The organism is Mesorhizobium sp. M1409 (assembly GCF_040317535.1).
Lineage (GTDB): Bacteria > Pseudomonadota > Alphaproteobacteria > Rhizobiales > Rhizobiaceae > Mesorhizobium.
In genome coordinates this window covers 71935-93748 of the sequence record NZ_JAMYKV010000015.1, presented here as the reverse complement: position 1 = coordinate 93748, position 21814 = coordinate 71935, and the positions used below count along the sequence as shown (strand labels likewise).

General features: G+C 61.2%; 21 protein-coding genes and 1 pseudogene. 13 read left to right on the top strand and 9 right to left on the bottom strand.

The window, feature by feature from the left end; translation table 11 throughout:
* Nucleotides 1-11: 11 nt before the first annotated feature.
* Nucleotides 12-2435 (bottom strand): phosphoketolase family protein, encoded by a 2424-nt coding sequence (locus tag NKG99_RS14805; RefSeq protein WP_352868797.1) that lies wholly within the window; start codon nucleotides 2433-2435, stop codon nucleotides 12-14.
* Between the two features lie 465 nt (nucleotides 2436-2900).
* Between NKG99_RS14805 and NKG99_RS14800 the strand changes: the two genes are divergently transcribed.
* The 10 genes from NKG99_RS14800 (at nucleotide 2901) to NKG99_RS14755 (ending at nucleotide 11562) form a co-directional block, all read left to right on the top strand.
* Nucleotides 2901-3278, top strand: a complete 378-nt coding sequence (locus NKG99_RS14800) for a hypothetical protein (RefSeq protein WP_352868795.1) — start codon at nucleotides 2901-2903, stop codon at nucleotides 3276-3278.
* Nucleotides 3279-3441: 163 nt separating this feature from the next.
* Complete coding sequence (gene copM, locus NKG99_RS14795; protein WP_352868793.1) at nucleotides 3442-4044, top strand: CopM family metallochaperone; 603 nt, start codon at nucleotides 3442-3444, stop codon at nucleotides 4042-4044.
* A gap of 12 nt (nucleotides 4045-4056) precedes the next feature.
* Nucleotides 4057-4335 carry a DUF5676 family membrane protein gene (locus NKG99_RS14790; protein WP_352868790.1) on the top strand — a complete coding sequence of 93 codons (279 nt, stop codon included), beginning with the start codon at nucleotides 4057-4059 and terminating at the stop codon, nucleotides 4333-4335.
* A gap of 19 nt (nucleotides 4336-4354) precedes the next feature.
* Nucleotides 4355-4819 carry a hypothetical protein gene (locus NKG99_RS14785; RefSeq protein WP_352868787.1) on the top strand — a complete coding sequence of 155 codons (465 nt, stop codon included), beginning with the start codon at nucleotides 4355-4357 and terminating at the stop codon, nucleotides 4817-4819.
* Nucleotides 4816-5121, top strand: coding sequence for a DUF2933 domain-containing protein (locus NKG99_RS14780; protein ID WP_502913082.1), 306 nt, complete (start codon nucleotides 4816-4818; stop codon nucleotides 5119-5121). The genes NKG99_RS14785 and NKG99_RS14780 overlap by 4 nt, the downstream gene beginning before the upstream one ends.
* Before the next feature lie 2 nt (nucleotides 5122-5123).
* Nucleotides 5124-5792, top strand: a complete 669-nt coding sequence (locus NKG99_RS14775) for a methyltransferase family protein (RefSeq protein WP_352868784.1) — start codon at nucleotides 5124-5126, stop codon at nucleotides 5790-5792.
* Between the two features lie 91 nt (nucleotides 5793-5883).
* Nucleotides 5884-7311, top strand: coding sequence for a multicopper oxidase family protein (locus NKG99_RS14770; RefSeq protein WP_352868781.1), 1428 nt, complete (start codon nucleotides 5884-5886; stop codon nucleotides 7309-7311).
* A gap of 49 nt (nucleotides 7312-7360) precedes the next feature.
* Complete coding sequence (locus NKG99_RS14765; RefSeq protein WP_352868779.1) at nucleotides 7361-9778, top strand: heavy metal translocating P-type ATPase; 2418 nt, start codon at nucleotides 7361-7363, stop codon at nucleotides 9776-9778.
* Entirely contained in the window at nucleotides 9775-11052 is a 1278-nt protein-coding gene (locus NKG99_RS14760; protein ID WP_352868777.1) for an MFS transporter, read from the top strand. The genes NKG99_RS14765 and NKG99_RS14760 overlap by 4 nt, the downstream gene beginning before the upstream one ends.
* Before the next feature lie 63 nt (nucleotides 11053-11115).
* Entirely contained in the window at nucleotides 11116-11562 is a 447-nt protein-coding gene (locus NKG99_RS14755; RefSeq protein WP_352868774.1) for a pyridoxamine 5'-phosphate oxidase family protein, read from the top strand.
* 137 nt (nucleotides 11563-11699) lie between these two features.
* Here NKG99_RS14755 and NKG99_RS14750 read toward each other — a convergent pair whose 3' ends face one another.
* The 4 genes from NKG99_RS14750 to NKG99_RS14735 form a co-directional block, all read right to left on the bottom strand.
* Nucleotides 11700-12047, bottom strand: coding sequence for a hypothetical protein (locus NKG99_RS14750; RefSeq protein ID WP_352868772.1), 348 nt, complete (start codon nucleotides 12045-12047; stop codon nucleotides 11700-11702).
* 2 nt (nucleotides 12048-12049) lie between these two features.
* On the bottom strand, nucleotides 12050-12628 hold the full coding sequence (locus tag NKG99_RS14745; RefSeq protein ID WP_352868769.1) for a hypothetical protein: 579 nt from the start codon (nucleotides 12626-12628) through the stop codon (nucleotides 12050-12052).
* Between the two features lie 352 nt (nucleotides 12629-12980).
* The gene (locus NKG99_RS14740; RefSeq protein WP_352868767.1) at nucleotides 12981-14342 is read right to left on the bottom strand and encodes a glucoamylase family protein; all 1362 of its coding nucleotides are present in this window, start codon (nucleotides 14340-14342) and stop codon (nucleotides 12981-12983) included.
* 26 nt (nucleotides 14343-14368) lie between these two features.
* Nucleotides 14369-15007, bottom strand: a complete 639-nt coding sequence (locus tag NKG99_RS14735; protein WP_352868765.1) for a CBS domain-containing protein — start codon at nucleotides 15005-15007, stop codon at nucleotides 14369-14371.
* 309 nt (nucleotides 15008-15316) lie between these two features.
* Here NKG99_RS14735 and NKG99_RS14730 point away from each other — a divergent pair, with 309 nt between their 5' ends.
* Genes NKG99_RS14730 through NKG99_RS14720 form a run of 3 tightly spaced genes read left to right on the top strand, consistent with a single transcriptional unit; the run spans nucleotide 15317 to nucleotide 19614 of the window.
* Nucleotides 15317-16024, top strand: coding sequence for an ABC transporter ATP-binding protein (locus NKG99_RS14730; protein WP_352868763.1), 708 nt, complete (start codon nucleotides 15317-15319; stop codon nucleotides 16022-16024).
* Between the two features lie 5 nt (nucleotides 16025-16029).
* Nucleotides 16030-18393 carry an ABC transporter permease gene (locus NKG99_RS14725; RefSeq protein ID WP_352868760.1) on the top strand — a complete coding sequence of 788 codons (2364 nt, stop codon included), beginning with the start codon at nucleotides 16030-16032 and terminating at the stop codon, nucleotides 18391-18393.
* Between the two features lie 3 nt (nucleotides 18394-18396).
* Nucleotides 18397-19614 carry an efflux RND transporter periplasmic adaptor subunit gene (locus NKG99_RS14720; protein ID WP_352868757.1) on the top strand — a complete coding sequence of 406 codons (1218 nt, stop codon included), beginning with the start codon at nucleotides 18397-18399 and terminating at the stop codon, nucleotides 19612-19614.
* A gap of 124 nt (nucleotides 19615-19738) precedes the next feature.
* Here the strand turns inward: NKG99_RS14720 and NKG99_RS14715 are convergent.
* The 4 genes and pseudogenes from NKG99_RS14715 to NKG99_RS14700 all read right to left on the bottom strand — a co-directional run.
* A pseudogene (locus tag NKG99_RS14715) lies at nucleotides 19739-19913 on the bottom strand (integrase); the annotation flags it as partial.
* Complete coding sequence (locus NKG99_RS14710) at nucleotides 19914-20411, bottom strand: RES family NAD+ phosphorylase (RefSeq protein WP_352868755.1); 498 nt, start codon at nucleotides 20409-20411, stop codon at nucleotides 19914-19916.
* 8 nt (nucleotides 20412-20419) lie between these two features.
* Nucleotides 20420-20770 (bottom strand): MbcA/ParS/Xre antitoxin family protein, encoded by a 351-nt coding sequence (locus NKG99_RS14705; RefSeq protein WP_352868753.1) that lies wholly within the window; start codon nucleotides 20768-20770, stop codon nucleotides 20420-20422.
* 57 nt (nucleotides 20771-20827) lie between these two features.
* Complete coding sequence (locus tag NKG99_RS14700; protein WP_352868751.1) at nucleotides 20828-21802, bottom strand: oxidoreductase; 975 nt, start codon at nucleotides 21800-21802, stop codon at nucleotides 20828-20830.
* Nucleotides 21803-21814: the final 12 nt, after the last annotated feature.

Genomic DNA, 21814 nt, shown 5'->3' with positions numbered 1-21814 from the left:
GCGGCATCGGCTCAAGCCGGGCGGATTTGCACCACATCCAGGTCCTGATCCCACTTCCAGTCAAGTATCTCCGGCATATCCTGCCCATGGGCGCGAATATAGGCTCGATGTTCAAGCAGCTTGCTGTCCATCGCCTGCTTGAGACCGACTTGAACGCTCTTGAGTTCCGGAACGCGTTCAAGCACGCTCTTGACGAGATGGAAACGGTCGAGGCCGTTCAGAACGGTCATGTCGAAGGGCGTCGTCGTCGTGCCCTCTTCTTTATAGCCACGCACGTGGATGTTGTCGTGGTTGGTGCGCCGATAGGTCAGGCGATGAATGGCCCAGGGATAGCCATGATAGGCGAAGATGACGGGTTTGCCGGCGGTGAACAATGCGTCGAAATCGCGATCTGGCAGCCCGTGCGGATGATGCTCCTTGGGCTGCAGTGTCATCAAATCGACGACGTTGACCACCCTGATCCTGAGTTCAGGGACGTGATGCCGGAGGATCTGCACGGCCGCAAGCGTTTCGAGGGTCGGAACGTCGCCGGCGCACGCCATGACCACGTCCGGCTCTTCGCCATTCTCGGTCGATGCCCAGTCCCAGATGCCGATCCCTGTCTTGCAATGGACGATGGCTTTGTCCATTGACAGCCACTGCCACGACGGCGGCTTGCCAGCGACGATGATGTTGACGCGGTTCCATGTCTGCAGCACGTGATCGGTCACGCAAAGCAAGGTGTTGGCGTCCGGCGGCAGGTAGACGCGCACTATGTCGGCCTTCTTATTGAGGGCGACGTCGATGAAGCCGGGATCCTGGTGGCTAAAGCCATTGTGTTCCTGATGCCAGACATGGCTCGACAGCAGGTAGTTCAGGGAGGCGACCGGCCGCCGCCACGGAATGTGTCGGGAGGCATCCAGCCATTTCGCATGCTGGTTGAACATGGAATCGACGATATGGATGAACGCCTCGTAGCAGGAAAACAGACCGTGCCGCCCGGACAGCAGGTAGCCTTCAAGCCAGCCCTGGCAGGTATGCTCGGAGAGGATTTCCAGAACCCTGCCGTCGCGGCCGAGATGAACGTCTTCGGGCAGGATCTTTTCCATCCAGGCGCGCTCGGTGACTTCGAATACGTCCTGAAGCCGGTTCGAGGCGGTCTCGTCGGGACCAACGATGCGGAAGTTCTTCGCCGCCTGATTCAGTTCCATCACGCCACGCAGGAACTTGCCCATGGCCCGCGTCGACTCCGCTTTCGCCGCACCTGGCTGTTCGACCGCAACCGCATGGTCGCGTAGCGCGGGCAGATCGAGTGACTTGCGCAGCAGGCCGCCATTGGCATGCGGGTTGGATCCCATGCGCCGCGTGGCCGCGGGCGTGGTGGCGCGGATCGATGCGATAGCGACGCCGGCATCGTCGAACAGTTCCTCAGGTCGATAGCTTCTCAGCCACTCCTCAAGCAGCTTCAGATGCGCCGGGTTTTCCGCGAGGCCGGATAAGGGAACCTGGTGCGAGCGCCAGAAGCCCTCGGTCTTCAGCCCGTCAACCTCTTTCGGCCCAGTCCAGCCCTTGGGGCTGCGCAGGATGATCATCGGCCATTTCGGTCTTGAGGCTGATACCTCGGAACCATCGCGCGCCGCACGCTGGATCGCCTGGATGCGGTCCAGCGCATCGTCGAGCATGGTCGCCATCCGCTCATGCATCAATGCCGGATCGTGCCCCTCGACGAACAGCGGTTCATAGCCATAGCCAACGAACAGCGCGCGCAATTCTTCTTCGGGAATGCGGCCCAGGATAGTGGGATTGGCGATCTTGTAGCCGTTCAGATGCAGGATCGGCAGCACCGCACCATCGCGTGCCGGGTTGAGAAACTTGTTCGAATGCCATGCGGTGGCAAGCGGTCCGGTCTCCGCCTCGCCGTCGCCGACGACACAGGCCACGACGAGATCAGGATTGTCGAAGGCAGCACCATAGGCATGAGATAGTGCGTAGCCCAGCTCGCCTCCTTCGTGGATCGAACCCGGCACGTCGGGAGCGGCGTGGCTAGGAATCCCGCCTGGAAATGAAAACTGTCGAAACAGCCTGCGCATTCCCTGCTCGTCCATCGAAATGTCGGGATTTAATTCGCTGTAGGTGCCCTCCAGATAGGTGTTTGCCACCATGGCCGGGCCGCCATGGCCGGGACCGCAGACATAGATGACGTTCGTGTCTCGAAGCCGTATGGCGCGGTTGAGATGGGTATAGATGAAGCTCAGGCCCGGAGACGTTCCCCAGTGACCGAGCAGGCGCGGCTTGACGTGCTCCAGCCGTAGTGGCTCGCGAAGCAGCGGATTGTCGAGCAGGTAAATTTGGCCAATCGTCAAATAGTTGGCGGCGCGCCAATAGGCATCGATGTCACTCAGTTCGTGTTCGGACAACCGGCTGGTGGGGATAGGTATTGTCTTGTGCTGGGTCATGCCTGTCTCTCGTTGCCGGTTGGGAATGCCGCCGGATCGCGACGCGCCCGCGCTTATCGAACCCTAGCGAATGGACGCGTTCGCGCACCATTCAGTCCGTCATTGTTCGGTTGACCTTCTAGATGCTCGATCGTCGGGATTGCGTGCTCCTTCGGTTCCATGGAATCCGAACTTGGGGCCAACCCAACGAGCTTCGCCTGCGTCGCACTCGTAGTCCATTTTCGAACCAAGCGTCGTCCATGACGAAGCGCTCATATGAGGCCGAAATGAATACGAAGGGTCGGCCGGCGATTCTATCCTGACGGGAGTCTCGGTGGAACGCGGCTTTGCCGACATGGTTTCAGCTCCAGTTCATTCCCCAAGGAAGAGCTGGGAAAAGAGGCTCGCTGAAACTAGGCGCTCTCCCAGAGCCGCGGCATTGATTTGCATCAAAGTGGTGGCGCACGGTTGGGCTAGACTGAATGCATGAAAATCGCGTTGGCTCAGCTTCGGTTATGGGTGGCAGTGATCCTCCTGATCGCGGGCGGTGCCGTTGCCGCTTCTGCAATTGGCGCCGATGCCGGCGTCACAACTGACGTTGCGACGCTCACGACGAGCGCCTTGCACAAGGTGATGGGTCACATCGCGTTGACAGACCAAGACAACCATCGCGCGCCATGTGATGGCTGCCTGGATTGCGTGCACTCGACCGGCTCCGGCTGTTGTGCTGCAGGCATTTCCGCCGGCGAATGCGGCGTTCTTCACGACGCGCCGGTTGCCGTCCGCTTCATGCCGGGCAAGGCTTTTCAGGCAACGGGCATCGACCCCGAGGCCCTCCTGCGACCTCCCCAGACCTACGCCTGATATCGCGCCGTCGGGGTGCTCGGGACTATTGAATCCAGCAGTGCCATCAAGTCCCCATAACGAGCGAACGATCCGCGAAACCACACCGGTAGCGGCGATCCGGGCTGCCTTGCGCATCCTGAATTCGCCTGTCGGTTTTCACATCAACGACAAGGAAACAGCCATGAAAACCCACCTTCGATTGATCACGCTTGCCGTATGCGCAACCCTTTCGGGTGCGGTTTTTGCTCAGACAGATCCGCACCATCCGGCGGCCGACGCACCACAAACCACGACAACGGCACCGGCCGCGGAGGCGATGCCTGGCGGGTCGCCCGAGCAGTGCACGGCAATGATGTCCACGATGCAGAAGATGATGCCCATGATGGAGAAGATGGCTCCCATGATGCAGCAAATGATGCCGATGATGCAGCAGATGATGCAGGGCGGAATGATGCAGGGTGGGCAAGGCGGGATGATGCAGGGTCAGAGCGGCATGACGAACATGCCGATGGACGCCGCCAACATGTCAGAGGCCTCCAGAAATTATATGGAGGCGATGAAGCGAATGGACGCACCGATGATGCAGGGCGTCCAGGCCGCCGATCCCGATGTCGCGTTCGTCCAGGCGATGATCCCTCACCACCAGGGCGCCATCGATATGGCACGGGCGGTCCTGCAATACGGCAAGGATGATCAGGTCAAGGTTTGGGCCAATCAGATCATCACGGCTCAGCAGTCTGAGATCGCCGCCATGGAGGAATGGCTCAAGCAACACGCGAAGTGACAGGAGGAAGACATGGACAAACTCAGTGTCCTGTCCGTCGGCATCGCGTTAGGGGGGACGTCGGCCCTGATGAGCATGTTCTGCGCTTTGGCCGTCGCTATCTGGCCAGAGGCAACACTCGATTTCTTCGGCGCGATCATGCACGGGCTCGACCTCAGTGCGGTCAGATCGACGGCGCCGATGAGCCCCGTCCGAGTTCTCTACGGCGTTCTCGGGCTTGGCATCGTCGGGCTGCTGGCGGGTGTCGTTTACGCCTCGATCCACAATGTCGTCGCCACAGGGCGCCGGTAGGCAAGTCAAGGTTCAGCCCATGAAAGCCCCAGTCAATCCATGGACGACGTCGTCCGTCACTCTTGCTCTGGCGGGGATGATCATCGCCGGGATCGGATTGTATTTCATCGCCCTCAGGCCACCCCTGCTGCCCGAGGACGTCCGCTACATGCACCTCTCGGCCGCCGAGCTCGAAGCCATCGGTCCACGTCTCGCGATGTGGCTGACGCAGGTTTTCCGGGTGCTCGGCGGCTACGCTCTGGCCACCGGCGTTCTCCTGGTTGCGCTGGCAATCACCGCGTTCCGCGCGCGCCATCCGGTCGCGGTGGCCGGCGCTCTGATCGGAGGAGCGTCGTCCATCGGCTTGATGTCGGTGGTCAACTTCACGATCGGCTCCGACTTCAGGTGGCCCCTGTTCGCCTGCGCGCTGGTCTGGGCCGTCAGCCTCATCGCGTATGGGCTCGAAAGCTCCAATCGATCACAAACAAAGGAACCTATCTCATGAATACCAACAACGTTCACCGCATGTCCGGTCCCCCGATCAGGTCCGAACCAGAACCGGAGGCAGGCGGATTTTGGGCCTCGAAAACCGGCCTGGTCACGATCGCTTTCCTGCTGATCGCCGCGTTTTTCCTTCTCACTGAGCACCGGGTGCATACCTTCGGTGTCCTGCCGTTTCTGTTGCTGCTCGCCTGTCCTCTGCTTCACATGTTTCACCGCGGGCATGGCGGTCACAGCGGTCATCCAAGGCACAAGGAACCCGAGCCGGGCGCGCAAGACAGCACCACCCACCATAAAGGAGCATGACGATGGTCGAGCAATCTCCCGCCTACGGCCTCTGGGGCCTGGTCATAGTCAATTCGGCGGTTTTCATCCTGTTCGCATTCAGCTTCTTCAAGCCGCGGACCGGCCGCGACTGGCGTTCCTTCGGTGCATTCAGCGCCTTCCTGGTGGCACTGTTTGCCGAGATGTATGGCTTCCCCCTGACGATTTACTTGTTCTCGGGGTGGCTGCAGTCAGGATACCCCGGCATCGACTGGTTCTCGCATGACGCCGGTCACCTTCCGGAAATGATGTTCGGCTGGCGTCTCAATCCGCATTTCGGCCCGTTTCACGTTCTCAGCTTCATCCTGATCGGCGCCGGTTTCATGCTGATCTCGACCGCGTGGCGAGTGCTTTACGACGCGCAGCATCACAATCGCCTCGCAACGGACGGCCCATATGCTTCCATCCGGCATCCGCAATATGTCGGCTTCGTCCTCGTCATGGCGGGATTCCTCGTGCAATGGCCGACGCTGCTGACGCTGGCGATGTTCCCTATACTGGTCGGCATGTATGTGCGGCTTTCCTTCATCGAAGAGCGTGAAGCGAGAAAGGAATTCGGCGACGCATACGACCGTTACGCGGCCCGTGTGCCCGCCTTTTTTCCGCATGTGACCAGGTTGTTCGGTTCGGCCGGCGGGCGCAGTGCGCCCTGATCGCACCGGCTCATCGCCGGCGCGTTTTGAATCTGATCTTTGTGTGCTGAATGAAACAACGAAACTCCCAATCGAAACGAAGGAAACCATTATGAAACGCCGAGATATCCTGAAGGGCGCAGTTGCAGGTGTCGCAGCTTTTGCGATCCCATCATCCTTGCTCTCGGCAGCCTCCGCCAGCCAGCCGGGCGGCCAGATGCTTGGCATCTCGCGCCGCACGATCGAGGTGAACGGTAAAGCTGCAAGCGTCTTCGGCCTGCAAAGGGCCGACGGCGCGCCTGGCCTGCGCTTGCGGGCGGGCGAAGCCTTCAACGTGCTGCTTCGAAACGAGACTGCCGAGCCGACGATCATACATTGGCACGGATTGACGCCGCCGTGGCCGAGCGACGGCGTCGCCGACGCGCCACTGCCGCTTATCGGCGCTCGAGCCGATCGCGGTTTCGATTTTCCGGTCGGCGAGCCCGGCACCTTCTGGATGCACGCCCATACCCTGCAGGAACAATTGCTGCTCGCTGCTCCCCTCATTGTCGCCGATCCCGCCGATGATGCAAAAGACGAGCAGGAGGTTGTCGTCCTGCTCCACGACTTCTCGTTCTCATCGCCGGAGCAGCTGCTGGCCGGGCTTCAGAGTAACACCGGCGGCTCCATGCCGATGGACGGCACGGATATGTCGGGAGCGCAAACCGACGCCATGGCTGGGATGAACGATGGCGGCATGATGACTGATATCAACGACATCGAGTATGACGCCTATCTGGCCAATGACCGGTCCCTGAACGACCCCGAGATCGTCACGGTCGAACGGGGCGGACGCGTGCGGGTGCGGATCATCAACGGCGCCACGGCGACGGCGTTTACAATCGATTTCGGGGAACTTGAAGGCGAACTGATCGCGGTCGACGGTCAGCCTGTCGAACCGGTCAGGGGCCGGCGGTTTCCGATGACAATGGGGCAGCGCATCGACGTGCGCCTGCAGCTGCCGCGCGACCTCGGCTCCTCCTTTCCGATCCTGGCGCTGCGCGAGGGAAGCAAGGAACGCACCGGAATTGTCCTGCGCCCGGCGGGGGCCGCGGTGGCCAAGCTCGGGACGGCGGCAGATTTCGATGCTCCGGTTCTCGACCTGGCGCTTGAGGCGCAACTTCGGGCAATCGCGCCGCTTGCATCGCGCCCTGCCGACAAGACGTTCGAGATGGCGCTGACCGGCGGCATGGCTGCCTATCGCTGGGGACTCGAAATCAGTGCTCCCATCGTTGTGGACAAGGGCGATCGCGTCGAGGTCACGCTGCGCAATGACACCATGATGGCCCACCCAATGCATTTGCACGGCCATCACTTTCAGGTGGTCGCGATTGACGGGCAGCGCTTCCGGGGCGCCGTTCGCGACACCGTGCTGGTGCCGCCGATGCGCTCGATCACCATCGCCGTCGATGCTGTCAATCCCGGCAAATGGGCCTTCCATTGTCACCATCTCTACCACATGGCGAGCGGCATGATGTCGACCTTTGCCTACCGAGGCTGAAACAATTCAGACGGTGCGATCGCCCCGAACCGCGGCACGGAGAACGATGATGAAAAAGGTCAATCTGGAAGTGCGCGACCTTGTCGGCATGATGGATTTCGCGGCGGTCGAAAAACGTCTGGCGGCTCTGCCGGGCGTCGCCGGTGTTGCCATGAACGCAGGATCGACCACAGCGACCGTCGAGTTCGACGAAGAGCGGACGAACCCGCAGACACTTGCGCGGGAAATCGAGGCCTGCGGCTTCCACTGCCGCGGCGAGTCCGTGCCGCGCCATCTATGTATTCCCGACGCTTCAACCGTTCCGCCAGGGCATCCGCGCTCGACCTCAGTGCATGATCACTTGGAGCACGCTGCCATGATGCATCCGGTTCCAACGGACCAAGCGACGGCTGCGGCCGAGGTAGCGCACGACGCCATGGCCCATGAGATGGGACACGGCGCCGGCATGGACATGCAGGGCATGGTCAAGGACATGCGCAACCGGTTCTTCATCAGCTTGGTCTTCGCGCTGCCGATTTTCGCCATGGAGCCGATGGGCTTGGGCGAGCCCTGGCTGCGTCCGCCCTTCGGCCTCAGCGAAGACCTTGCGATGTTCTTCCTCGCCAGCGCCGCGATCCTCTACCCGGTCTGGCCGTTCCTGGTGGCCGCCTGGCGGGCCCTGCGCAACGGCGTCCTCAACATGGCCGTGCTGGTGGTGCTGAGCGTCGGCACCGGCTACCTGTTCAGCGTCGGCGCGACCTTCTTCTTCGAGGGGCAGCAATTTTACGAGGCGGCGAGCGTGCTGCTCGTGTTCATTCTGCTCGGACATTGGCTGGAGATGCGCGCCCGTGCCGGGGCGTCGGCCGCGATCAGGGCCCTGCTCAACCTCGCCCCGCCCAAGGCCTCCGTTTTCCGTGATGGCAAGGAGGTCGAGGTTGCGACCGCCGACGTCGTGCTCGGCGACATCGTGGTCCTGAGACCCGGCAACAAGCTTCCCGTCGACGGCGAGGTGATCGAGGGCACATCGACGATCGATGAATCGATGCTGACGGGCGAGTCGATGCCGGTGACCAAGAAGGTCGGGGACAAGGTCATCGGGGCGACGATCAACAAGAGCGGGATGCTGCGCTATCGCTCCACCAAGGTGGGTGCCGACACGGCCCTTGCCCAGATCGTCAAGCTGGTCCAGGAGGCCCAGAACTCGAAGGCGCCGGCCCAACTGCTCGCCGATCGCGCCTCGCAATGGCTGGTGCTCGCCGCGATCCTCATCGGGCTTGCGACTTTCGCCGTCTGGTTCTGGTGGCTCGGCCAGCCCCTGCTGTTCGCGATGACCTTGACCATAACGGTCTTCGTCATCGCTTGTCCCGACGCTCTTGGCCTCGCCACGCCGATGGCCGTCATGGTCGGCACCGGCCTTGGCGCGTCAAACGGGATCCTGTTCAAGAACGCAGCCGCTCTCGAGGAGGCGACCAAGCTCGACGTGATCGTCTTCGACAAGACCGGCACGCTCACGATGGGGCAGCCGAAGGTCGTCGAAATCGTCCCCGCTGCCGGCGTTTCGTCAGACGAGGTTCTCCAAGTCGCGGCCGCCGTGGATCAGGGGTCGGATCACCCGCTTGCCGTTGCCATCGTCGAGCAGGCCAAGGGTATGGAGCTTCCCGAGGTCTCGGGCTTTCTAAATATCGAAGGCAAGGGCGCCAGTGCCGCGATCGCTGGAGGCCAGGTTTTCGTCGGCAACCAACGGCTTATGGACGAGCAGAACATCGATCTTCCGGCGCTCGGCGACAAGGCCGAAACGCTCAAGGGCGAAGGCCGCACCGTCATCCATGTGGCGCAGTCCGGCAAGCTGCTCGGGCTCATTGCGATCGCCGATATGCCACGCCCGACGGCCATTGCTACGATTGCCAAATTGCACGAGCAGGGCGTGCGCGTAGCGATGCTCACGGGTGACAACGCTGGAACCGCCAAGCGCATCGCTGACGAACTCGGCATCGACATCGTCCTGGCCGATGTCTTGCCAGGGCAGAAGGCAGAAAAGATCAAGGAACTGCAAGGCCAGGGCCTGAAGGTCGGCATGGTCGGCGATGGCGTCAACGACGCGCCGGCCTTGACGCAGGCCGATGTCGGGTTCGCGATTGGTGCGGGCACCGACGTCGCCATTGAAAGCGCCGACATCGTGCTGATGAAGAGCGATCCCTACGATGTGGTCGGTGCGATGACGCTCTCGCACGCCACGCTGCGCAAGATGCACCAGAACCTGTGGTGGGCGGTCGGATACAATCTCATCGCCTTCCCGATCGCGGCAGGCGTGTTCTACCCGTTCCTGCTGAGCCCTGAGCTTGCGGCGCTGGCAATGTCGGGCAGCTCGGCTCTCGTGGCCATCAACGCCCTGCTGCTCAAGCGAACCAGGCTAGAAGGCATTCGACCTGCCGCCGCATCGACGACCGAAGGCGTCGCTCATCAGCACCCGCGCGGCTCGCTGGCATGAGCGTGCCGATGCAAGCTCGCCTGCCCACGTCTCGATGGAGCCTGGGCGCGATCCTGGCCTCGGCCTTTGTCGTTGCGCTCGGCTACGGAATTGTCTTGCCGGTCCTGCCGATGATGGTCGAGCGGCTTGCCGGGTCCACCGACCCGGCATTCAATGCGCGGCAGATTGGCCTTTTGACCGCTGCCTATGTCGCTGCGCCCGTGGTCGCCGCTTTCCTCTGGGGGAAGTGGTCGGATCTCATCGGTCGCAGACCTGTCCTTGTCATCGGCCTGATCGGCTTTGCCGTGACCTTGGCGGCATCGGCGCTGGCACCGAGCTTGCCCGTTCTTTATATCGGGCGGATCCTGAATGGTGGCTTCGCGGCAGCCGTGGGGCCAACGGCTCTTGCGTTCATTGCCGACACCGAAGGTGAGGATGATCGCCGCACAAGAATATTCGGCTGGATGAGCATGGCATCGATCGCGGGCTTTCTGGTCGGGCCGATGCTCGGCGGGCTCGTGGCAGAACTGAAACTTGACTTGGGCGTGGCGGCTGTCCCGCCACAGACCATTCCCTTCCTCCTTGCGTCCGGCCTCGCTGTGGCGGCAGCTCTTGGCGTGTGGTCTGTGCTGCCTGGACACATGCTGCCCGGCCCCCGTGTTGAGACGAGCAAACCCGGATCCTCAATGTTCGTATCTGGAGAGATACGGCTGCTCGCTCTTGCCGCCGTGGTCGCGGCAGGGCTTGGTGCATTCGAGGTCGGGCTCACGCTGCGAAACGTTGAACTCGCAATGGGTCCAGCCGCGCTCGGCCTCATGTTCGCGACATGCAGCGTTGTGATGTTTGCGGTCCAGGGCCTCGTCTTTTCGCCGCTCGTCAAACAGGCAGCGACGAGGCTGCTTGTGGCGCCTGCCTTCCTGGTGATGGCGATCGGTCTGGCGGTTATGCCGACACTTGCCGGACTCACGGAAATGCTGCTTGCGGTTTCCGTTGTTTCGGCGTCGGCCGGCGTGATCAGCCCCCTGCTCGCCTACTGGGTGTCGCGCATCAGCGCACGAAGCCAAGGTATGGAACTCGGGATCCAGTCGGCAGCGGTCAGCCTCGGGCTGTCAGTGGGCTCCGCTGCTGCCGGCCTGCTATTCGGTTCACACCGCCTGGAAGGCGCAGCCTTCCTCGTCGCTGCCGCCGCAATGGGCCTCGCCGCGATCGCAAGCCTGAAACTGCCGCTGCCATTGGCGCCCGCGCGTCACGAAGCGCGGCCGGCCCCTGCTGACCAAACGGACGCAGCAGTTTGATCCAGGTCATTGCGAGTGCAACTGCCAAGATGTGAAATGTAAGAAAATAGGAGGGTCGCATCGATGCTGATCCGCACGCTCTCCACTTTGGAATGCACGAAAATGCTGGCAGCCAATCGCGTCGGCCACTTGGCATGCGCGAAGGACGGACAACCCTACGTGGTCTGCTTCAACTACGCCTATGCCGACAACCACCTCTATGCATTCTCTTTGCCGGGCAAGAAGATCGACTGGTTGCGGGCCAACTCCCTGGTGTGCGTCCAGATCATCGAACACACCCAGGGACGCGGATGGAGAAGCGTGATTGTCGACGGCCGCTTTGAAGAACTGCCTGATCAGATCGGCCACAAGCTTCAGCGCGATCACGCGTGGTCAGTGTTGAGCAAGCACGTGGACTGGTGGGAGCCTGGTGCGCTCAAGCCCGTCATGCCTCCCGTGTCAGATAGCTTGCCGCACGTTTTCTTCCGGATCCTCATAGAAGAGGTGAGTGGCCGGGAAGCAAGTGAATAGGCTGTTTCCATTGTTATGCATCGCGAACGCGATGCGTGTGGCCGGTGGCACGGGGGAAGCCATGAATTGCGCGGGCCCGGCCCACTTTCGACGTGACGGACCAAGCCCGCGCCGAGCTCAGGCAATTTTCTCTCTCTCTACCTACCCTGGATGAGGTCCATGACAGGCGGAAAGGTCAGCAATACGCCCACCGCCAACAAGGCGAAGGATACAGAAACTACTTTTCCCATTTCCACATTTTTCCCGGCCCACCTGCGCGAAAGGACAAACCAGGCGACTAGCCAGACGACGACCGCGCTGGTCGAGACGCCGGATAGGGCACCTGTGGGCGTGTAGAAGGTGAAGAAGTGGTTGAGTGATGCAAAGGCATCCCCGCCCAGGGCGAAAATCCCCATCGCAGCACACCCAATTCCGGCGGCCAAGATGGCGGCCGCACCTGGGCCGTTGGGAATCTCGTCAGTCCTGATAGTCTTGATATTGGCCATGACTATTCGCCCTCCTGTTCACCGGCGATGATCTCGATCATCGCGCCACCACGAACCGGAGCATATTTGTTAAGAAACGCTCCGAAAGCGCCCGCGACCCCAGTCGCAACGAAGGCAACGACCGCGAAGCCGATGACGGCCGTACGGATTTCCTTCTGCTTGGCCAAAGCCGGTCCGTATTTGGCGAAGACATAGGCGACCATGGTCATTGCAATTGGCGCAAGCCAAGCCACATGCTCCTTCCACTCCATGCCCAAGCTATGCCAAGCGGATGTTTTCGGGCTGGAGGTGAGCAGGAACTTTGGATAATCGGCCAGATCGGTAACCCCTGGGGGCACCGCCGCTCGATACCATGGATACACAATGTAAGCACCCGACAGCACCGCCCCCCAGGCAAGGATGACCATTACCGAGAGATAAAGCAAAAGCAGATTGTGTTCTCTGGCGCTTGGGATGGATGGGGCTCCAGGCGCAGACATTCGATAGAGTTCTGCAAGCGCTGCCGAAAACGCTAGCATAAATAGCGCCCCAAATCCCATGCCGTGGAATACTGTCATAAGATCACGAAAAGAGATTTCCATGACGTCATCTCCTGCGTTGACAAGCTTTGATCAAAGGCCGATGGGGACGTTCCGCTTTGATCGAAATCAATTTGCGATATCCGATAACATTATTTTGAAGCTTTATTTGAACAAACTTGCCACTACCCTGCTTCGTAATCCAAGACGCCTACGCGCAGCTGTTGGCGGCCGGTGCTGAAAGGGTCGTGAGGACGGGCCCCATTCCGCATCCGTCGAATGCGATTTCCCTCGACGGCTTGCTGGCCGAGAGTAGCGTCGAATTGTTCGGGAACGCTCTTCCAAAGGAAACGCCACGTAACGCTCGCCTATTTCTCAGCCTTGGTCGCATCCACGCGAACTCAGTCCATGCCGATTAAGCGTTTGGCGTCGACTCCTGATCGAACTCTCTCAGCCAGCCGCCTTCAAACCCTGCCCGTTGCAGACCGCTTCGGATATAGGGGCACGAGCGCATCAATCGCCACAACAGGCCACTGCGTTCGTTCTCGATCATCAGAACGACGGGGCCTTCGTTGAGGCCGAAATGCCAAGGCGAAACCCACCATCCAAAGGCGTTTCCGGATGTTCCCGGATGCGTGGGATTGAAGGCCGCCTTGAAACCATAGGCATTGGCGGCCTTGAGCTTGGCCTGGTGGATGCAGAAGCTGATCGCCGGTCGGACGATTTCGGGAGCAAACGGCAAGGAGGCGGCGACGGACCACGGAGCGAGCGTGCCATCGTCGGGACCATACGGGACCCCCCGCCCGACATAGCCTTCGAACCGGCGCTCGATGCCGTTCAGCTTGAGCGTGGAAGGGCCAGGACCCTCGCTTGCGGTGATGCCCCAGCAGTGTTCGCCATAACCCTCGAATCCACGCGGATTTTCGACTGCGTAACGTTGATGGACGAAGGTGGCGCGTCGGCTGTTCTCGAAATAGTCGCTTCCCTTGCTGCGCATGAAAGCATCCTGCAAGCCCCGAAGATCGATCCATGCGTGCGAGAGCTGATGGATGAACAGCGGTCCCGCATAGAGATAGTCGTAGCCGTAACAGTGCTCCCATCTGAAGGTCGAGGTCCAGGCCGTGTAGCTGCTCCAGGGCAAGGGGTGTGTCGGCGAACCTAGCCCCAGGACATAGAGCAGGAGCGCTTCGTCATAACCTTCCCAGCGATACTTCAGGAATCCGTGCTCGGGTGTCCAACCATGGGTGACGGTCTCTCCCCCATCCTGCGCCCAGCGCCAGTCGGCTCGGTGATAGAGCGCCTCCGCCAAGGTGCGGATTTCGGCTTCCGCCTCGGTGTCGGCGTCGAAATACTGCCCTGCAGCCAGCGCGCCCGCCAGCAGGAATGTGCTGTCGATCGTCGACAGCTCGCATTGCCAGGCTCGCCGGCCGGTTTGCATGTCCAGGAAGTGATAGTAGAAGCCGCGATATCCAGTGGCGTCCGGCTCCGGTCCTTGCGGACTGTTCCAGAAGAAGCGCAATGTTGTCAAAGTGCGTTCCGCGGCCGCGCTTCGCGTCATGAATCCGCGCTCGACTCCCACTGGGTAGCACGCCAGCGCAAGACCGGTGGCAGCGATGCTTGCGGGCCAATTCGCTTCGGTCTTGTCCAGAATGAGACCGTTGGCGGGGTTCGCTTCATGAATGAAATAGTCGAATGTCTCGCGCTGCAGGGTCGCCAGATCGTCTTGTATGGCAGAGTTGTTTACTAGATGATGGGCTTCGGGAGGATGCGATCGCATCGCTATATACCTTCCCGGCCCGCTGTTCACGGATGGGCCAGGTACAGGTGGTCGAACACACCTTTGACGCCCCTGACGCCTTCGGCAACCACGCGGACAGCGTCCCGTTCATTCTGCGATGAGACCATTCCCGAAAAATGCACCAGACCATCGCTGACCGTAATGGTTATCGCGTCTCCTTTGAAGCCTGCGTCCTTTTGCAACCGCGTAAGAATGCTGCGCCGGATCGCATCGTCACCTGCCGCGGTATCATCGTGGAATTTCGCCGCAATGACGACGCGCAAAAGATCGGCACGGCTGACAACGCCGACCAGGCGCCGCCCCCTCATGACCGGAATGCGCTTGATGCCGTGCTCCCGCATCAGCGCGGCAATTCGCTCTATCGGGGTTTCCTCGTCGGCCGCGACGACATCCGGAGTCATCAGATCCGCCACTTTCCAGCTGTGGCTCTTCACATAGCCACGCGCCTCGCTTGGCGCCGCGGCACCGAGTTCCGACCTGAGCAGGAAATCGCCTTCGCTCACAATCCCAACCAGGCGGCTGTCATCGTCGAGGACCGGCATGCCGCTGATGCGATGATCCAGCATGATCCGTGCTGCGTGTCTTACGCTGTGGTCAGGCGACACCGTAACGACGTTTGCAGTCATTACATCCTTTGCTTTCATCCGCCTTCATCCCAGTTTAGTTCGAGTGAACGGGCGCCGAGCGCCAATTCGTGATATCGTAGCGTAGCCGCCCCCTTTCTTTTTTGAGGCAAATCAATACCGGTCCAGAATCAACGTGTTCGGGCGACTTGAACCGTCACTTCCAATACTTTTCGATTGGGGTGCCGACACACGTCACGGCCTTCGAATCCCTGTTTTGATTTGGATCAATGTCGCGCGCACCTCGTCGGGTGACTGTGGCACGGCGACCCGCGGATTCATCTCAGCGCCGACGCGACAAATGCCTCGAACATCCGATTCCCAGCAGCCATGGCTGACACCATCTTCACCGCAAGAGCGCTGACCAAAACCTACACCTCGGGTGAGACGCAGGTGCTTGCGTTGCGTAAGCTGGACCTAGAGATTTCGGCGGGAGAGATGGTCGTCCTGCTTGGCCCGTCGGGCAGCGGGAAATCGACCCTGCTCAATATCATGGGCGGGCTTGACCATGCCACGAGCGGACAGTTGTTCTTCAGGGACCAGGAGCTAACCAACCTCGACGATCGGGGGCTGACTGCCTATCGACGGCAGCACATTGGGTTTGTTTTTCAGTTCTACAATCTGATCCCCAGCCTGACTGCTTATGAGAACGTCGCCCTGGTCACGGAGATTTCCGATCATCCGATGCGCCCGGACGAGGCCCTGGCGCTGGTTGGACTTGAACCGAGGATGCACCATTTCCCGGCTCAGCTCTCCGGTGGCGAGCAGCAGCGGGTGGCCATTGCCCGCGCCATCGCCAAGCGTCCCGATGTCTTGCTCTGCGACGAGCCGACCGGCGCGCTGGATTCCAAAACGGGCATCCGGGTGATCGAGGCATTGCTCAGCATCAATGCGCAGCTTGGCACCACGACACTTATCATCACGCATAACGCCAGCATCCAGGATGTCGCCGACCGTGTGCTGTTTTTTGCCGATGGCCAAATCTCCAGAATTGCCAAGAACGAGGTGCGCCGGACTGCCGCCGAGCTTGTCTGGTGATCCGGATGCGCGCGCTGGACATCAAGCTTCTTCGCGATTTCGGCCGGCTCTGGGCGCAGGCGCTGGCGATTGCGCTCGTCATTGCCGGAGGCGTGGCGACTCTCATTCTCGCGGTCGGCTCCTACCGTTCTCTCGACGAGACGCGCACCGCATACTACGAACGCTACCGGTTTGCTGACGTCTTTGCCACGGTGAGCCGCGCGCCAAGGACGCTTGTCGACCAGATTGCCGAGATTCCCGGGGTTGCTTCGGTCGACGCGCGGATAGCCAAGCTCGTGCTGCTTGACATACCAGACTATCTGGAGCCGGCCACGGGTGAAGTCATCTCCCTGCCGGAGATCGGTGAGGCTTCGCTCAACCTGCTCTACATGCGTGTTGGTCGCATGCCGGAGCCTGGACGAGCCGAAGAGGTGGTCGTCAACGAAGGCTTTGCCTTGTCCCATGGCTTTCAGCCCGGGGCCCGCTTCTCGGCAATATTGAACGGCCGAAAGCGCGAATTGACGATTGTCGGGATCGCGCTGTCTCCCGAGTTTATCTACGCGGTCGGGCCAGGCGACATCATGCCGGACGACCGCCGCTTCGGCCTCATCTGGATGTCGGAAAAAGCGCTCGCCAGCGCCTATGACCTCGATGATGCGTTCTCCTCGGTTTCGTTGAAGTTGCTGCGGGGCGCATCCGAGAGCGAGGTCATGATGCGCCTCGAGGCGATGCTCGAGCGCTATGGTGGCCGAGCGGCCTATGGCCGGAAGGACCAGACTTCGCACGCCTGGCTGAACCACGAACTCGATATGCTCAACAATATGAGCCGGACGCTGCCACCGATCTTCCTTCTGGTGTCGTCATTTCTGGTCAATCTCACCCTCAGCCGGCTCGTTGTGCTGGAGCGCGAGCAGATCGGGCTGATGAAGGCGCTGGGATACAACAATGCCGGCATCGTCATGCACTACCTCAAATTCGTCGTCGTTATCGTGATGATCGGCATTGTGATGGGCAGCGCGGCGGGCACTTGGCTGGGGATGCGCATCACCAGTCTGTTCGGCGACTTTTTCCATTTTCCGTTCCTCGTCTTCACCAAGAGCCCGGACCTTTACGTCATTGCCGCCGCGCTCAGCCTCGTAGCGGCGATCATCGGGGCGGTGCGCGCGCTTCGCGAGGTCGTGCGATTGGCGCCTGCCGTAGCGATGCAGGCGCCGGCGCCTCCGCGCTATCGGCGACTCCTGCCGGCGAGCTCCGGCGTCGACAGGTTCATGTCGCAACCGACCACGATGATGTTGCGCAACATCACTCGCCATCCAGTCAGGTCATTGTTCACGACGCTTGGAATTGCACTGGCGACAGCCATCCTGATTGTTTCACTTTTCACCGGCGATGCGATGGAGGAGTTGATCGATGTGACGTATTTCCTGGCCGACCGCCAGGACGCCACCGTGAGCTTCGTGGAAAAACGCCCGCTGAACGTCGTCCTGCAGATCGCGCGGCTTCCGGGCGTCCTCGCTGCCGAGCCCTACCGCGAAGTGCCGGTCCGCATCAGGAGCGGAAACATCGAGCGCCGGATCATGATCAGCGGCAGGCCGCGTGACGCCGATCTCAACCGGATCATCGATGTCGACCTGCAGCCGGTCGTCCTGCCGGAAGCGGGCCTGGCGATTTCAAGCATGCTTGCCAAGATTCTCGGTGTGAGGGTCGGCGATTCCGTCGAAGTCGACCTCCTCGAAGGAACGCGGCGGACCGTTGTCGTTCCTGTGGCAGCCATGGTCGAAGATTACTTCGGCATCCGCGGGATGATGGATTCAGAGACGCTCGCGCGCCTGATGCGCGAAGCGCCGTCGGTGAACAGCATCAATGTCAGCCTCGACCAGAACAGCCGGGAAACGTTCTATGCCGCCATCAAGAACCTGCCGATTGTCGGCGGCCTGGCTCTGCAGCGTGTGTCGCTTGCGAATTTCCGCAAGTTGGTTGCCCTTCTGATCACGACAATGGCCAGCATCTACACCGGGCTGGCTGCCGTCATCGCGTTCGGTGTCGTCTACAACAGCGCCCGGATCTCGCTTTCCGAACGGGCGCGGGAGTTGGCCAGCTTGCGCGTCCTTGGCTTCACCCGGGGTGAAGTGTTGCGCATCCTCCTGTTGGAACTCGCCCTGCTCACATTGATCGCGCAGCCGCCTGGATGGCTCATTGGCTATGGTCTTGCCTGGATCATGCAGAAGAACCTGGCCGGCGAGCTGATGCGGGTACGCCTGATCGTTGAGCAGTCCACCTACGTCTTCGCCAGCGCGATCGTGATCGCCGCGGCCGTGCTTTCCGCGCTCGTCGTTCGCCGAAGGCTCAACGAGCTGGACCTTGTCAGCGTTCTCAAAACACGGGATTGAACCATGCACACGATCTGGATGAAGCGAACGTTGGGCATTGCAGCGTTGACCATCTTGGGCGCCGGCGCCGTCTGGTTCGCATGGCCGCGGCCGATTGCAGTGGATCTGGCAACGCTGACGAAAGGTCCCATGGAAGTCACGATCGACGACGAAGCGAAAACGCGCGTACGTCACGTCTATACAGTGTCAGCCCCGATCACCGGCAAGGTCCTACGGATCTCTCCACCCCGCCACATCGGAGACCACGTCACCAAGGACGAAACGGTCATGGCGGTGATGCAACCGACGTTGCCGAGCTTTCACGATGCACGCACGCATGAAGAACTGCGGGCGGCGCTGGCTGCGGCCGATGCCGCGATAAACCTTGCAGCTGCCGAAATAGCCCGGATCAAGGCCGGACTTGTATTTTCGCGAACGGAGCTCGGGCGGGCCGAAGCGCTTGCGCGCACCGAGGCAATCTCTATCAAGGCCCTCGACGGAGCCAAGTTCGACGTCGAAACCAATGACGCAGCGCTGGCCAGTGCGAAGGCTCAACTGGAGGTTCGCCGCAACGAGCGTGACAGCGTTGCAGCCCGGCTTGGTGAACAGTCCGACGCCGCGCCAGAGCCGGATCCGGCCTGCTGCATACAGTTGCGCGCTCCCGTAACCGGCAGCGTGCTGAACATCATCCAGGAGAGCGAAGGAGCCGTCCAGGCTGGTGCGCCCCTGATCGAAATCGGCGATCCACTCGATCTCGAAATCGTCGCGGACCTGCTGTCGACCGATGCGGTCCGGATCAAGCCTGGCGCACCCGTCTGGATAGACAACTGGGGTGGGCCGGCGGTCCAGGGTCGCGTCGAACGAGTCGATCCAGCCGGGTTCACCAAGGTTTCCGCACTTGGCATCGAGGAACAACGCGTCCGCACGACCATCGACTTCACCGACCCTCCCGCGAAATGGTCGGCGCTAGGACATGATTATCGGGTGATCGCGCATGTCACGATTTGGAAAGCCGATGGCGTCCTGACCGTGCCGGTGGGCGCCCTGTTCCGACTGGTGGATGACTGGGCGGTGTTCGCGGTCAGGGACGGCCGTGCAAGGGCGACCATCATTAAGATCGGTCAGCGAAACAACCGGACAGCGGAGGTTCTGTCAGGCATTGTCGCAGGCGATCGCGTGGTGCTGCATCCGAGTGATAGAGTCATGGACGGCGTGTCCGTAGCGGAGCGAGGTGTACATTAGGCTGAACGCCAACATTGGCGTAACTCTCAGGCATATCTTCGGCCGGATTTTCGAAAGCCGTTCAGACTAATTCTTGTACCGACAACGGCAGGAGTTCGTTCTTTCCGCAAGCCTTGTCCGTCGTCGACCGCCTCGGAATGTCGCCGAGCGTGCGATACTCCTGTTCGCTGAGACGGCGGGCATTGACGCTGTCCTTCGGTGCGAACGCCATGCACGGGGTGCCGCTCGATGATCCCGAGCTCCACTGCACAGGTGAGAATGCCGCCGAGGAGACCGATCTTCCGGGCCGCCGTACCAGCTCACCGCGACAGCCGACCCTCATCGTCGATAAGAGTCAGGCGAGAGGGCGGGGCATCTCCCCACGTCCAGAGCACGAGATTGACATCGTCCGCGGTCGCGCCCAGCGCAAAACTCCTGACGAGCAATCCGTGATAGCCAAGGCCGATCAGTCTTCGGGCAAATGCCTGCGTCACTGCCTCACCGGTCGCCTTCATCTGGTCGCGCCAGGAGCGATCAGCAAGCGCGCCGGCATCAACACTCTCGGCCAGAAGCACCTGTTCGTCCCGGCTGTCGAATATCTGCTCGATGTCTGCGTCGTAGGAGACTAGCGTGGTCGGCTGCAAATTGCCGACCTGATTTGCTTCCCGCAGCGCGGTCAGCACGGACAGAGATGTATAGAGTGCGGGGGTACCCTTCGGATTGAACCGACCGCCGTAAAGCTCAGCACCGCGACCCGAAAGCGGCGCGCGCGCGTAAATGGGGTTTAGCGCCCGATAGAGCTTGCCTCGATACTGCATCCACCGGGTCAGGCGTGGATGCCGGCATCGACGGCGTCGATATAGTCGAGCACCTCGTCAGCCCGACCGCTACGGACCAGTTGCATGGCCGTCTGCCCGGAGAAGCCGGGCAACGGTTCGGATCGATACCATGCATAGGCCATGAGAGCCGAGCCGAGGCGCGGCTCGACCTTATTTACGATCTCCACCATTTCGCGCAGCCGGCGCTGGGTTTTGTCCGACCGAACGCGGTCCTTGCGCTGGACGGCGTCCTTGCCAAGCCCGGCAGTCTTCGCAACTTCCTCGCTGGTCGTTCGCAGAGCCTCCGCGATCTTGCGCGGCACGAAAAACCCGTTGTCGGAATATTGAATTAAGCCCATCAGCTGCTTCCTATCGACGCATATTATGACACGATATAGCGTCAAATCTGGCGGCATTCAATGGGCGCATGATGTTGTCGATATGCTCGATGCCGCAGCTGGCGACGGCGAACTGGGTGTGGTCCGCAAGCCTGGATCGATGCCGGTCATGGCGATGGAGGCGTCCCAGAGCCGCTTTGCGAGCGCGGGATCTTCCGCATGCGGCGCGCGCTTTGCCTCGCCGGCTACACCGCGGATTCCGCCAAAGCCGGTGGGACCGTAATAGCCTCCGGGCTTCACCTTGCCGGTCGCACCCAGAAGTGCCGGCCACGCGCCCTTGTCGGCGCTGTTGAGCAACAGGCCGACGATTGGGCCTGCGATCTGGACAAATCCCATGTGACGGCCAAGACTTGTGCTGGCGATGCCAGGGTGAACGCCGATTGCAGTGACGGGCGACTTCGCCGCGCGCAGGCGGCGATCCAGTTCGAAGAAGAACAGCGCGCTCGCCAGCTTGCTGGCGCCGTAGCGATCGTTCTTGATGTAGCTCTTGTCGGCGTTGAGGTCGTCCCAGTCGATCTTGGCCTTCAGATGCGCGACGCTGGAGGTCACGATCACCCGCGCTCCCCGGGTCTCCGCAAGTTTAGGCAGGAGCAGCGAGGTGAGCGCGAACACGCCGAGATGATTGACGCCGAACTGCGATTCGAACCCCTGCTTCGTGCGCGTCAGCGGCGGGTTCATGATCCCGGCATTGTTGATGAGCGCATCGATCCGTGGCTCCTTCGCGGCGATCTCGGCTGCGGCGCGAACACTGTCGAGGTCACCGAGGTCGAGCGGCAACCAGACGAGATCGGCGTTCGGCGTGATCCGCTTGATCCGCGCGATGGCATCCAGCGCCCTGGTCTGCTCGCGGCAGCCAAGCAGGACGCGCGCGCCACTGGCGGCAAGCACCCGCGCGATTTCGAACCCCACGCCGGCGTTGGCGCCTGTGACGATGAAGCTTTTTCCCGTCTGTTTGGGGACGTCGGCTTCGGTAAAACCCTTACTATTCGACATTTTCGATCCTTA